Annotated in this window: 16 protein-coding genes and 1 pseudogene; 13 read left to right on the top strand and 4 right to left on the bottom strand. The window is 64.4% G+C overall.

Annotated features, from left to right (window positions below):
* The first annotated feature begins 4 nt into the window (after positions 1-4).
* The 3 genes from N2602_RS22810 (at position 5) to N2602_RS22800 (ending at position 4464) form a co-directional block, all read left to right on the top strand.
* Positions 5-274: a hypothetical protein gene (locus N2602_RS22810; protein ID WP_172783314.1), complete on the top strand. Its 270-nt coding sequence runs from the start codon at positions 5-7 to the stop codon at positions 272-274.
* 207 nt (positions 275-481) lie between these two features.
* Complete coding sequence (locus N2602_RS22805; protein WP_260379466.1) at positions 482-3649, top strand: CheR family methyltransferase; 3168 nt, start codon at positions 482-484, stop codon at positions 3647-3649.
* A complete protein-coding gene (locus N2602_RS22800; RefSeq protein WP_260379465.1) occupies positions 3649-4464 on the top strand; it encodes a Crp/Fnr family transcriptional regulator in 816 nt (271 codons plus the stop codon). The genes N2602_RS22805 and N2602_RS22800 overlap by 1 nt, the downstream gene beginning before the upstream one ends.
* A 6-nt stretch (positions 4465-4470) precedes the next feature.
* Here N2602_RS22800 and N2602_RS22795 read toward each other — a convergent pair whose 3' ends face one another.
* A complete protein-coding gene (locus tag N2602_RS22795; protein WP_260379464.1) occupies positions 4471-4665 on the bottom strand; it encodes a hypothetical protein in 195 nt (64 codons plus the stop codon).
* A gap of 295 nt (positions 4666-4960) precedes the next feature.
* On the opposite strand from N2602_RS22795, the gene N2602_RS22790 reads away from it, so the two are divergent.
* Positions 4961-5143 (top strand): hypothetical protein, encoded by a 183-nt coding sequence (locus tag N2602_RS22790; protein WP_172783318.1) that lies wholly within the window; start codon positions 4961-4963, stop codon positions 5141-5143.
* Between the two features lie 137 nt (positions 5144-5280).
* The gene (locus tag N2602_RS22785) at positions 5281-5481 is read left to right on the top strand and encodes a hypothetical protein (RefSeq protein WP_172783319.1); all 201 of its coding nucleotides are present in this window, start codon (positions 5281-5283) and stop codon (positions 5479-5481) included.
* 17 nt (positions 5482-5498) lie between these two features.
* Here N2602_RS22785 and N2602_RS22780 read toward each other — a convergent pair whose 3' ends face one another.
* Positions 5499-5783 carry a hypothetical protein gene (locus tag N2602_RS22780; RefSeq protein ID WP_212255036.1) on the bottom strand — a complete coding sequence of 95 codons (285 nt, stop codon included), beginning with the start codon at positions 5781-5783 and terminating at the stop codon, positions 5499-5501.
* Between the two features lie 276 nt (positions 5784-6059).
* Here N2602_RS22780 and N2602_RS22775 point away from each other — a divergent pair, with 276 nt between their 5' ends.
* From N2602_RS22775 to N2602_RS22755, 5 genes are all read left to right on the top strand, one after another.
* The gene (locus N2602_RS22775; RefSeq protein WP_172783321.1) at positions 6060-6269 is read left to right on the top strand and encodes a hypothetical protein; all 210 of its coding nucleotides are present in this window, start codon (positions 6060-6062) and stop codon (positions 6267-6269) included.
* On the top strand, positions 6269-6469 hold the full coding sequence (locus N2602_RS22770; RefSeq protein WP_212255037.1) for a hypothetical protein: 201 nt from the start codon (positions 6269-6271) through the stop codon (positions 6467-6469). The genes N2602_RS22775 and N2602_RS22770 overlap by 1 nt, the downstream gene beginning before the upstream one ends.
* A gap of 65 nt (positions 6470-6534) precedes the next feature.
* Positions 6535-7611 carry a flavodoxin family protein gene (locus N2602_RS22765; RefSeq protein ID WP_260379463.1) on the top strand — a complete coding sequence of 359 codons (1077 nt, stop codon included), beginning with the start codon at positions 6535-6537 and terminating at the stop codon, positions 7609-7611.
* On the top strand, positions 7608-8507 hold the full coding sequence (locus tag N2602_RS22760) for an NAD(P)/FAD-dependent oxidoreductase (RefSeq protein ID WP_260379462.1): 900 nt from the start codon (positions 7608-7610) through the stop codon (positions 8505-8507). Before N2602_RS22765 ends, N2602_RS22760 begins: the two co-directional genes overlap by 4 nt.
* Before the next feature lie 56 nt (positions 8508-8563).
* Positions 8564-8752: a hypothetical protein gene (locus tag N2602_RS22755; RefSeq protein WP_172783325.1), complete on the top strand. Its 189-nt coding sequence runs from the start codon at positions 8564-8566 to the stop codon at positions 8750-8752.
* On the opposite strand, the pseudogene N2602_RS22750 reads toward N2602_RS22755, so the two are convergent.
* Positions 8749-9706 (bottom strand): annotated as a pseudogene (locus N2602_RS22750) (GlxA family transcriptional regulator). The gene N2602_RS22755 and the pseudogene N2602_RS22750 sit on opposite strands and share 4 nt — an antisense overlap.
* 92 nt (positions 9707-9798) lie before the next feature.
* On the opposite strand from N2602_RS22750, the gene N2602_RS22745 reads away from it, so the two are divergent.
* Positions 9799-10485, top strand: a complete 687-nt coding sequence (locus N2602_RS22745; RefSeq protein WP_260383698.1) for a DJ-1/PfpI family protein — start codon at positions 9799-9801, stop codon at positions 10483-10485.
* A 58-nt stretch (positions 10486-10543) separates the two neighbouring features.
* Entirely contained in the window at positions 10544-11809 is a 1266-nt protein-coding gene (locus N2602_RS22740; RefSeq protein ID WP_260379461.1) for an ABC transporter substrate-binding protein, read from the top strand.
* A 43-nt stretch (positions 11810-11852) separates the two neighbouring features.
* Here N2602_RS22740 and N2602_RS22735 read toward each other — a convergent pair whose 3' ends face one another.
* Positions 11853-12110, bottom strand: a complete 258-nt coding sequence (locus N2602_RS22735) for a hypothetical protein (protein ID WP_172783329.1) — start codon at positions 12108-12110, stop codon at positions 11853-11855.
* 284 nt (positions 12111-12394) lie between these two features.
* Here N2602_RS22735 and N2602_RS22730 point away from each other — a divergent pair, with 284 nt between their 5' ends.
* Complete coding sequence (locus N2602_RS22730; protein ID WP_172783330.1) at positions 12395-12769, top strand: hypothetical protein; 375 nt, start codon at positions 12395-12397, stop codon at positions 12767-12769.
* Positions 12770-12772 lie beyond the last annotated feature (3 nt).

Genomic DNA, 12772 nt, shown 5'->3' with positions numbered 1-12772 from the left:
GGCCATGGCCATCTCCCTTGTCGAACGCACTGCACAGCTCGATGCGGAGCGACGCCTGTTGGTGAAGGCGGACCAGGATATCGAGAGCGGTTGGCAGCGGGTCCGCAATCAAGAGGATCGGGTGCGCGAGCTCATGGCGGGCGGTCATGACACGTGTCAGGCGGAACGGCTGGTCGACCTGCTCAGGCAGACGCTGGTCGAATGGGAGCGCCACCGCACCTTGATCGAGCAGCGCGTGGCCTTTCTTCAGCGCGAGGTCAATCCGGAGGCCTAGGGAGGCCGGCGCCGATGTGCCGAACTGCGCCGCCGACGCTCCGCAGCAGCAGGAGGCCGACTCGCGCTTGTCCCCTGAATCGGGCTAGCTGGATCAAGGGACGCCCGGGACATTTTTGTCTTTGATGTGTTGGGATAATATTGAATTCTGCTATGTGCAGGACGGGGCGCCCATCGGGTTCCCGCCAGCCAGTGAGCGACCAGAGCCATGACCGAAGTCGCCGACCAGCCGGCCGATGCACAGCGCCAGAGCAAGACCCCGCTGATCATAGGGGTTGGCGCCTCACCGGGCGCGCTGGACAGCATCGAGCGCTTTTTCGCCAAAATGTCGGTCGGAGCCGACCAGGCCATCGTGCTGGCGCTCCAGCACCACGAGGCGTTCGACGAGCCGCGGCTGCGCGACATCGTCCAGAACTCCAACGGCAACCAGGTCGCCGAGATCGCCGACGGCCACCCGATCGAAGGCGGTACGATCTATCTATGTCCACCGGCCATGATCACCACCATCCAGGGCGATCGCTTCGCAATCCGCAAGGCCGAGCAGGCGCCTGGTGAGCGCGCCACGATCGACAGCTTCCTGGTGTCGCTGGCCGAGGAGCGCGCCGAGCAGTCCATCGGTGTCATCCTTGCGGGCACGGGGGGCGACGGCACGCTGGGCACGGCGACGCTGAAGGATCATGGCGGCCTCGCGATCGCCGAGCGGATTGAAAACGCGGAAGAGGCCGGGCATCTCGACGGCAACACACCCGCTGCGATTGCCGATTATGTGCTTCCGCCCGAGGATATCCCCGAGCACATTCAGGTCTATGCCCGTCATCTCAGGCGTCTGGAGGAGAAGCAGGGCTTCGACGAGGTTCTGGCCGCCGCCGCCAGCTCGCTGTCGCGCATCGCCGACATCCTGCGCAACAAGACCGGCAACGATTTCCACGGCTATAAGCAGAACACCTTCCTGCGGCGCGTGCAGCGGCGCATGCAGGTGGTCCGGATCGACGACATCGCCGCCTATGTGGATTTCCTTCGCAACGACAAGGACGAGGCGCAGTACCTCTTCAACGACCTCCTGATCGGCGTCACCGAATTCTTCCGCGACAAGCGCGAGTTCGAGGTGCTGGAGACGCAAATCATTCCGAAGATCTTCGAGGGCAAGGGGGTGGGCCAGCAGGTCCGCGTCTGGGTGCTCGGCTGCGCTACCGGCGAGGAGGCCTATTCGATCGGGATCCTCTTGCGCGAGCACATGGCGCGGATGGATTCCGTGCCGCAGGTCCAGATCTTCGCCACCGACATCGATGGACGGGCGCTCGCGACCGCCCGCGTCGGCCGCTATCGCACCAATGTCGAGGCGGACATGACCAGCGAGCGGCTGGCGCGCTGGTTCGTGCGCGAGGGCGATACCTATTGCGTGGTGAAGGAGCTGCGTGAGATGTGCATCTTCTCGCAGCATAACGTCATTAAGGACGCCCCGTTTTCCAAGCTCGACATCGTGTCCTGCCGCAATCTGCTGATCTATCTCAACGCCGAGCTGCAGAACCGCGTGATTCCGCTATTCCATTTCGCGCTGCTGCCGGAGCGATATCTGTTCCTCGGCAATTCCGAGAACGTGACGCGGCATCCGAAGCTGTTCGCGCCGGTCGACCGTCGCGCCCGGATCTTCAAGAAGCTGGAGACGGGAACGCGGCTGCCGCCGGAATTTCCGATCACGACCGCGGCGGGCCGGGTGCCGGTCGAGGTCCCGGCGGTGCGCTCATTCGGCCCCGACGTCGGCCTGGAGCGGCGCGCGCAGCGCATCGCGGAGCGCTATGCCCCGGCCTATGTCATCACCGACGACAATTTCCAGGTGCTGCATTTCTCCGGGCGCACCGGCCGCTACATCGAGCCGACGGCGGGCGCCGCCACGCTCGACCTGCTGCAGCTCGTGCACCGCGATCTTCGGCTGGAATTGCGGACCACGCTCAGCCGCGCCGCCGACACCAATGAGACCGTTCATGCCGAGCAGGTGCAGCTCGGCGTGAACGGTCACCGCGTCCTGGTGGACATTACGGTCGAGCCGATCCAGGAGGGCGCCGGCGGCCACCGCAATTTCGTCGTCCTGTTCAAGGACTCCCCGGCGCGGAGCAGCGAAGCCGAGACGGGCAATCCCAACGCGCTGGTGCGCACCGAGCACGTCGAGCGCCTCGAAAACGATCTGCGGGCCACGCGCGAGCGCCTTCAGGCGACGATCGAGGAGCTCGAGAGCACCAACGAGGAGCTGAAATCCTCGAACGAGGAATATCAATCGCTGAACGAGGAGCTTCAGTCGGCCAACGAGGAGCTCGAGACCTCGCGCGAGGAGCTGCAGTCGGTCAACGAGGAGCTGACCACCGTGAACGGCGAGCTGGCGCACCGCGTTCAGGAGCTGACGCGTGCCACCAGCGACCTGAAGAATTTCCTCGAGAGCACGCAGATCGCGACCGTATTCCTCGACAACGATCTGCGCGTGATGAACTTCACGCCCGCGATCACCCAGCTGCTGCATCTGGTCGAGACCGACACGGGTCGGCCGATCAGCCATATCAAGGCGCGCATTCCGATCGAGGAGCTCTACGATGACATCCGCCGCGTTCTCCGCACGCTCGCCAGTGTCGAGCGCGAGCTGAGCGCGCCGGACAGCGGCACGCGTTACATCGTGCGCATCCTGCCATATCGCAGCATCGACAACTTCATCGCGGGCGTCGTCATCACTTTCATCGACGTCACCGCAATCACCCGTGCCGAGGAGCGGCAGCGCCTGCTGCTGGCCGAGCTCCAGCACCGGGTTCGCAACACGCTCGGCGTGGTGCGCTCGATTGCCCGCCGCTCGGCGGAAACGAGCTCGACCGTGGAGGAATACGCCTCCCATCTCGACGGCCGTCTCAACGCCTTTGCCCGCACCCAGGCGCTGGTGACGCGCGACCCCGAAGGCGGCGTCGATCTCGAATATCTCGTGGTCGAGGAGCTGCTCGCCTACAATGCCAGAGAAGGCGAGCAGATGCGGGTCTCGGGCCCCAAAATCCGCTTCCAGCCGAAGGCCGCCGAGACCCTCGCCCTCGCCATCCACGAGCTTGCGACCAATGCGCTCAAATACGGCGCCTTGAGTCAGCCGAGTGGACGCATCGAGGTGACCTGGCGCGTCGATGAGAGCACCGATCCGGCGGAGCTGGTGTTCGAATGGCGGGAGCGCGGCGGGCCGGCCGTGACGGCAAGGCCGCGGAAAGGATTCGGGACCGAGCTTCTGGAGCGCACGCTGGCGTTCGAGCTGAAGGGGCAGACCACGATGACATTCAACCCGGCCGGGCTGCACTGCACCATCACCATTCCTCTGAGCAAGCGCGCCTTCCACACACCGGTGGTAGCCGCCTGATGCCGTTGTCGACAACCGATCGCAGCGTCCTGGAGCCGGTCGTTCGCCGGCTGAGCGCGCTGCGGCCGTTGTCGAGCGAGGCTCGCGCATCGCTCGAATACGCCATGCTCGAGGGCCTCCAGCGTGCCGGATCCGGCGATGATCTGATCGCCGAGGGTGATCCCGTCGACGGCGTCCGAATCCTGTTGTCAGGCTGGCTCGGCCGCTACAAGACGCTGGAGGATGGCCGACGACAGATCGTCAATTTCATCTTTCCGGGCGAAAGCTGCGATGCGCACGCTTACCTGCTGTCGGAAATGGACCATTCGATCGCGGCGCTGACGCCCGTGGTCTATGCCGAGATCAAGCGCGCGCGCTTCGAGAGCCTCCTCGCCAACAACCCCACGCTGTCGGAAGCGTTCTGGTGCGAGACGCTGCTCAACAGCGCAATCCAGCGGGAATGGGCGATCAATCTCGGTCGTCGCGTCGCACTGGAGCGTGTGGCGCATCTGTTCTGCGAAATCGTCGAGCGGCTGCGCCCGGTGGGAATGGTCGACGGCAATTCGTGCCTCATGCCCGTGACGCAAATGGATCTCGCCGATGCCACGGGTCTTTCCGTCGTCCACCTCAATCGGACGCTCCAGGAGCTGCGCGCGGCGGGGCTGATCGTGCTGCGCGAGCGCACGCTGACGATCCCGGACCTCAATGCGCTCAAGAACGCGGCGCTGTATTCGCCGAGCTATCTGCGGCTCTATCGCGAGACTGAAGCTGGTGACGCAGCTCTGCCGCGGCTCAGACGGCCTTTGGTCGGTGACCTGCGATCAGCACCGGAATAGTCGCGATCATGCCGGCTTATGCTGCTGCCGGTCCCGCGCTTCATCATCGTGCTCGCTGGGAAAAGGCGCGTGAGTTTTCCGGCCGAGAAACGTATCGGGCAGCGGTAGCTCGAGTGCTGTTCGCGCCTCGCGTATCGTCTTGCGAACCTGCTCGACGTGCTTCTCGTCCGGTTGCAACAAACGGTGAATCTGCTTGGCCATCAAGCGCTCCCCTGGTCATGCAGGCGGGAGCACCATCGGTCTCTCAGCCACCAGCGCCTACGGGCAGAGCCTCAGCCGGTGATAATGTCACCGTACACCCGTTGCGGCGTTTCAGCCAAGGAAATCGGGGATCTGCCGTTCAATTCTTGTCCCTCGCCATCGGATGCGGTTGAGAACGGTTCCGCGAGGTTGTGACCGCTTGATCCAGGTTAATCGGCGACGCTTTTTGAGCTGTTGGCGCCATTTGAGTAACCTATGCAAGTGCGCGTTCGCGAGCTCCGTTGCATGATGCCTCATGCCAAACGCCCTGTTTGCCCGCGCCACGCGCGCTATCGAAGAGAGCCGCACCCTCCGGGAGCAGCACAGGCAAGCTGTGGGCCGTCACGACGAGGCCGTGAAAGACTTGCGCTTGGCCATCATGGACAGCGCCATGCTTCGCTCCGAGATCAAGGCGCGCCGCGACAACGAGGAATCGTAGCTCCGGTCTTTCCTGTGAAACTGCAACCGTTCCGTTTCTGGAACGTTAGATCATTGGCCCGGCTGTGCAGCCCGGAATCCACTAACCACGTCAGAACGCAACGGCGCGCTCGACCTCATGCACCAGGAGGACGCCTGATGAGGATGCGACATCGGTTCAAGCAAGTCGAAACTCTGGAAGCGCGGCTCGCCGCCGAGGCGGAGCGGCTACGCGAACAAGCCAACTTGCTTCCGCCCGGCGCGGCGCGCGACGAAATTTTGCGCAAGGCGCGTCAGGCGGAAACGGGGTCTCAGATGAGCGAGTGGCTGAGGTCGCCGGGCCTGCAGCCGCCGAGCTAGTCCGGCGCTGCGCGCCGTCAGCGCCGCTTTGCGGCTTTGCTTCGCCGGTTGTAGGGCGAGCGGTTGACCGGCCGCAGCGAAATCCCTTCGCGTTGCGCCTTGCTGCGGATCGCCGCGACGGGGCGCTGCAACTTGATGCTCATCACGCCGGTCGGCGTGTTGCCCTTGGCAAGCTGCTTCAGCTTGCTCACATCCGCCGCTGTCCAAGGCTCCCGCGCGCGGCGCTTGTAGGCGGGATTTGCCTTGCGCGGGCCTTTGCGGCCGATCGGCGAGCCCGGTCGTTTCCATGCTGCTTTTGCCATGATGATCCTCCTTCAAGTCGTCCTTGAACATACGAATCAGCATTTCGGTTCCGGCGCAGTCCGGATCGATCGGTCCTGCGTTGTGCTTTGCGCAAAATCGCGCAGCGTTAACTTATTGAAATGCTGGAACCGGCCATTGCGACGGAAGCTACAATCGTTGCCGGGCTGAGCCGCCTCAACCGGCAAGCGACTTGAGTGACAAGAGAACTCGGGCCCCGGCGCCCGATCCCCCGCCGGGGCCTATTTCCCCACAACCGAATTTTCCGCGAAAGTGAAATGACCGCCAAACGAAACCGCAGGAAACAGACCCAAACGCTTCAGGAGCGGCTGGCCGCCTTTGCCGAAAGCGCGCGCGAGCGCGCGCTCAGCCTGCCGCCCGGCCGGGAACGCGAGATGCTGCTGCGCCGCGCCAAGCAGAACGAAGTGACCTTGAACCTCACGGATTGGCTGAGCGCACCCGTCGCTCCAAGGCGAGGACAATCATAGTGGCAAGCATCAAGCATTACCGCGCGTTCCAGATCGATCCGGACGGGCACGTGTTCGGATGCATCAACCTGGTCTGCGACGACGACGAGCAGGCCAAGCGCGAAGCCGCCTCGCTCGTCCTGGTGCATCGCATCGAGCTGTGGCGGCTCGATCAACGGATCGCCAAATTCGATGCGCCGCAGGAGCTTGCTCGCCGGTAAAGTGTTGGGAACCGCACGCTGGGCGCCGGGTTGGTCGGAGGACACCGACTTCGCCAGGAGCCAGCATGACGGATGCCGACATTCGCAAGGGGATGCCGCCCGTCAAGCTGTCGCGCGAGGAGTTCGAGCGGCGCTACAGGCGTCAGTTCGTCGATCCCGTCTTTGCTCCGCTCGGCCGTGAGCTCGATGCCATCATCGCGGCGGCCTGGGACGCCTACAGCCATTCGCGCAAGGCACCCATGACGCGGAAGGCCGGCGCAGGCTTCGCCGACCCCGACTACGATCTCGCCGTCGACTGGCTGGATGCGCGCGCAAAAATCCTGGAGGCGCAGCGGCGCCATGACGATGCCGACGTGACGCCTCGCATCCTGATCATCAACGGCTCGGCCCGCAGCGAGCACACCTGCCCCGGCGAGATGTCCAAGACCTGGCGGCTGGTCGAGCTGGCCGAGCCCGTCTTCATCGAGATGGGATTTGCCGTCGACATCCTCGATTTGTCGCGCCTCGCCTCGGAATTCGGCAAGACCATTCATCCTTGCAAGTCCTGCGTCGGCACCGCCATGCCGCTGTGCCACTGGCCGTGCAGCTGCTATCCGAACTATTCCCTGGGCCAGACCCAGGACTGGATGAACGAGATCTATCCGCTCTGGGTTGCGGCGCACGGCATTCTGATCGTGACCCCCGTGAACTGGTATCACGTGCCCGCCGGGCTCAAGGCGATGATGGACCGCATGGTCTGCGCCGACGGCGGCAATCCCGATCCGACCTCGACCCACGGCAAGAACGCCGCGGAAGCCAAGGCCATCGAGCTGAAGGGTTGGCCTTATCCGCGCCATCTCGCCGGCCGCCATTTCGGCGTCGTCGTTCACGGCGATGCGGTCGGCGCCGAGGGCGTGCGCCGGACCTTGTCCGACTGGCTGACCGACATGCAGCTGATCTCGGCGGGCCGCTACGCCGAACTCGACGGCTATGTCGGCTACGGGGAGCCATACGCCACATCGCATCGCGAGCTCGACGAGGACCACGACTTCCAGCAGGGGGTGCAGAATGCGGCGCGCGCGCTCGGCAACGCGGTCCGGCTGGCGCGGAGCGGGCACCTCGAGGAGCCCGGCGCCGCTCTTGCGGACCCGAGCCCGAAATGACCGGCGCGCAGCTTGAATGCCTGATCGTCGGAGGCGGCCCGGCCGGACTGATGGCCGCGATCTATCTGGCGCGCTTTCGCCGCCGCGTCTGCGTCGTGGACGCCGGCGCGAGCCGGGCGGCGCTGATCCCGCGCAGCCACAATGTCCCGGGCTTCGTCCACGGCCTGTCCGGCACCGAGCTGGTCGAGCGGATGTCGGCCCAGCTGCGCGATCTTGCCGTCACGCGCGTAAAGGCCGAGGTCAACGCGTTGCAGCGTCACGAACATGGCTTTGAAGCGAGCTGGAATGGCCGCACGCATGCGGCCGCCACCGTCATTCTCGCCTGCGGGATCGTCGACACGCATCCGCCGTTCGACGATTGGCGCGCCGCCGTCGCCGATGGCCTGTTGCGCTACTGCCCGGTCTGCGACGCCTTCGAGGCGACCGGCCGCCGCATCGGCGTCATCGGCCCGCTCGCACGCGCTGAGGGCAAGGCGCTGTTCCTGCGCGGCTATTCGCGCGACGTGACGCTGCTCGCGACCGGACCGGATGACGATCGGTCGGCAACGTCACGGCTGGCCGAGGCGGGCGTCGAGGTCGTCTTCGCGCCCGATCTGCGTTTGCGGCGAAGAGGCGAGGGCGTCGAAGCCGTCTTCGCCGACGGCCATACGGCGCAGTTCGAGATGGTCTATCCCGCCATGGGTGCGCAGGTGCGCTCGCAGCTCGCGATGGCGCTTGGCGCCGACCATACCGGGGAGGGTTATCTAGAGGTCGACGATCATCAGCGCACGTCGATCACCGGACTCTACGGCATCGGCGACGTCGTCACCGACCTGCACCAGATATCGGTCGCGTTCGGCCATGCCGCCATCGCCGCCTGCACGATCCACAACAGCCTGCCGCCGCGGTTTGCGTGACGGGAACGAAGCGCGGGCTGCCGTCTTGACTGGACGGACCCGCGAAGGAAGAGCCCATGCTGGAAGAGAAGCTCAAGGAAGCGATCGTCGGCGAGTTGCAGCGCCAGGCCGCCGACCGGCCGCAATCGCTGAAGGTCCAGGGCGCGGCAGACGCGAAGGGCTCGGAGGAGCTGACCGTCAACGGCAAGATCGACCTTGGCGCGCTGGTCATGGTGATCGCGGGATCGGTCGCCGGCGGGCCTTAAACCCGGTCTTCCGGAGCTCTCGCGATCCGGGCGGAGCGTCGCACCGACTGTGGCGGCTGACCGAAGGCCCGGATGAAGGCCCTCCGCATCCGCTCGGGGTCGCGAAAGCCGGTGGTTCGCGCGACGCGCTCGATCGTCTCGCCGGAGGACTGCACCCGCTCCCGCCACCTCGACGCGCAAGCGCTCGACCGCCTTTGTCGGCGTGGATCCTGTTTCGGCGATGAAGGAGCGGACGAAATGCCTTGAGCTCAGCCCAGCGCGCTCGGCGAGCGCCTCGACCGTGAGAGACGCATCCAGATTCTCGCGCACCCACGACAACAGGCTGCCGAAGCGCCCGTTCGGCGTCTTCAGCTCGAGAAGACTCGAGAACTGCGATTGGCCGCCGCTGCGGCGATGGTAGAGCACGAGCTGGCGGGCGGTTGCCTGCGAAATCTCCTCGCCATGGTCCTCCGCGATCATGGCGAGCGCCAGATCGATCCCGGCCGTGATGCCCGCCGAAGTCCATACGCCGCCGTCGCGTGTGAAGATCTGGTCCGGTTCGAGCCTGACCTTCGGATAGCGCCCGATGAAGTCGCGGGTACAGGACCAATGCGTGGTTGCGCAGCGGCCATCGAGGACGCCGGCCTCGGCGAGCAGATAGGCGCCGGAGCAAACGCTGGCCATGCGCACGCCACGGCGCGCCAGTCTTTGAATGAAGGAGATCGTGGTGTTGCAACGCGCCGCAGCTTCGACGCCCTCTCCACCAGCCACGAAAAGAGTCGTAACGGAGCTCGCCGATCGCAGGCTGCGCGCCAGCATCTCGGTGCCAGACGAACTGCGCACCGCCCCGGCCTTCGCCGCAACATTGATCACGCGCGGTGCATTCGGCGTGTGACGTCTTGCGATCTCGAACACCGAGATCGGCCCGGCCGCATCCAGCAGCTGGAATTCGGGAAAGATCAGGAAGCCGATCATGGACGCGTCCAAAAATGAGGGAATTACGCCGTTTCCGACCACAAGGCCAACATGGCACGCTGACATCGTCAAGCGCGATGTCGAGGTTGGATATGTCGGGTCCGTTGCAGATCGGCCTTCTGGTGTTTCCCCGCGTTACACAGCTCGATCTCACCGGTCCTGCCCAGGTCTTCTCCAGCCTGCCTGACGTCATGGTGCATTTGATCTGGAAATGCATCGAGCCCGTACCGAGCGATTCCGTGATCGCGTTGACGCCGACCATCACATTCGCTGATTGCCCGCAACTCGACGTGATCTGTGTCCCCGGCGGCTATGGCACCGACGAGCTGATGCTGGACGAGGAGGTGCTTGCCTTTCTGCGTCGGCAGGCGCGCGGCGCGAAATACGTCACGTCGGTCTGCACCGGTTCGCTCGTACTCGGCGCAGCCGGTCTCCTGAAAGGCTATCGCGCGGCCACGCATTGGACGGCGACCGATGCCTTGCCGTTTTTCGGAGCGGAGGTGTCGCGCGAGAGGGTGTGCATCGACCGCAACCGCATGACCGGCGGCGGCATAACCGCCGGCATCGACTTTGCACTCACGCTGGTCTCGATGTTGAGAGGCCGCGCGGCAGCGGAAATGGTCCAGCTCCGCATGGAATACAATCCCGCACCCCTATTCAATGCCGGCTCGCCGGATACGGCACCGGCGGCGATCCTGGCCGCCATGAAGGAGCGGGTTGCGCCGGCGCAGGCGCGTCGACTGGAATTCGTCAGGAAAGTTGTTCACCAGGAAGGGTAGCACGGCGATTTCAGGGCAGTCATCGCCGGCAGTCCTCGCGGGCAGAGTGGAGGGGAAGATGGTGGATCGCGCAGGCGCGTCGAAGTCATGGCCTATCCGGCTTTGCCGGTCGGCCTTTGGCCTCATCCTGACGCTCGGGGCGGTCGTATGCGCCGAACGGAGTCAGGCCGGCGATTTTTCCGGCGATGTGATCCGCATCGGCATCATCAACGACCAGGCGGGACCCTTGTCGGACCTTGCCGGACCAGGCTCTGTTGTCGCCGCGAAGATGGCGGTCGAGGATTTTCAGAAGGCCACGCCTGGGCTCAAGGTCAACATTGTCGTCGCCGATCATCAGAACAAGCCGGACATCGGTGCCCAGATCGTCCGCAAATGGTTCGACGTGGACGGCATCGACATGGTGGCCGATGTCGGAAATTCTGCCGTTGCGCTCGCCATCCAGTCGATCGCACGCGACAAGAACAGGATCGTTATCTACTCTGCGGTCGGAACCACCGAAATCGGTGGCAGGCAATGTTCGCCCACCGGCCTGATGTGGTTGCACGACAATTACAATCTGGTCGCCGGCTCGGTCCGCAGGCTGGTGTCGCAAGGATATAATAGCTGGTTCTTCATCGCGTCCGACTACGCGTTCGGACGCAACATGGTCGAAGTGTCACAGCGCGTGCTCGCGGCGAGCGGCGCCAAGTCGCTCGGCGCAGTCTTTCATCCGCTGGGAAATGCCGATTACAGCTCGTTCTTGCTCCAGGCCCAGGCCTCAAAGGCCAAGGTGATCGCGTTCGCCAATGCCGGCGAACAGCTCGTGACCTCGATGAAGCAATGGAACGAATTCGGCATGAATACGGGGCCCCAGAAGGCGGTCGCCGAACTCATGTTCCTGACCGATGTTCACGCCATGGGTCCTGAAACCGCCAAGGGCCTTACCACGGTCACCGCTTGGTACTGGGCTCTCAACGAAGCGACGCGGGCGTTCGCCCAGAGGTTCTACAAGCTTCACAACGCCATGCCGACCGCGCCACAAGCCGCCGTCTATTCGGCCGTCCTGCAATATCTGAGGGCCGCGGCTGCCGCGGGCACAGATGAAACCAATGCCGTCCTGGAGAAGATGCGGTCAATGCCGGTAGACGATTTCTATGCACCGGGCGCGCGGCTGCGCGCCGACAACAAGCTGGTGCATGATTTCTATCTCGTCGAGGTCAAGAAGCCTGCGGACGTGAAAGCCCATTGGGACTACTACAGCGTGGTCGAGACGATCCCTGCCGAGGAAGCGTATCTTCCGCTGAGCCAAAGCGAATGCCCGCTGCTGAAGACCTCGCAAAACTAACCCGCTGCGCCGCGCAGGGCTTGTGCTGCCCTGACGCGCCGCCTCAGCCATACTCATCGCCGATGCCGTATTCCCGGTAGATCTCCAACGGGTCGAGCTCGGGAAACAGGCGGCATTTGGCCTGGGCGAGGTGCAGGCTCACCGCTGCCGGCTCCTTGCCGTTGGCGAGCAGCTTGCGGATGTCGTCCATATGCGCGTTCGGCTGGTGCTTCGGCTCGAGCTGCTCCAGCGCGACCAGGGCGGTCGCGAGTGCCTCGGTCAGAACCCAGTCGTCGTGGCCCGTGATTCCCTTCTTCGGCATCGGAAGAACCCCACATCTGGCGGCGGTCGCAGTTTACCGCGCCTTCGGCCAAATCGCTATTGAGCCGTTGCGGGCCCTTCGCGCGCGCGAGGTCAGGGGCCAGGCTCCGGCTTGCCTTATGGCCGCGTCAGGCTAAAAGGCGGCTAGTTGCGGGGGCGGCAGTATCTTTGTTGAAACAAACTTGGCGTAGACGGGCCGTATCCAGGCTCGCCGTTCCGGTCTGGGTCCCGATCCCGCACTTCGCAACATCGTAGAGTTGCGGCCCCCTCAAGGTTCGAGCCAGCATGGTCTTTCTCAGCTTCGTCTATCGCTTCCTCACCAATTTCGCCTTCATGGCTGTGGTCTATTTCAGCCTGAACTTCATGGAGAAGTATCCGAACCGGGCGATCCTGGCGATCCTGGTGCTGGTCTATGCCGCCATGCGCGCGGCCTCGACGCTGCGGGCGTTCTACTTCTTCCAGAAGATCGAGAAGCTGGAGGCCGAGACCAAGCGCCTTCAGGCTCCGATCAACGACGGTTCGGGCGGCACCAGCGCGCGCAAGCAGGTGATCGCCGACGTCGCGCGGCTAAGGCGTGACGGCGAGCTCAAGTCCTACATGGACCTGTTCTTCCTGGCGCTGATCGTGCTGCTCTGCGTCGCCGCGATCATGCGGCAATAGCGG

It is taken from the genome of Bradyrhizobium sp. NC92, assembly GCF_025200865.1.
Lineage (GTDB): Bacteria > Pseudomonadota > Alphaproteobacteria > Rhizobiales > Xanthobacteraceae > Bradyrhizobium.
This window is presented reverse-complemented; position numbering and strand designations above follow the sequence as displayed.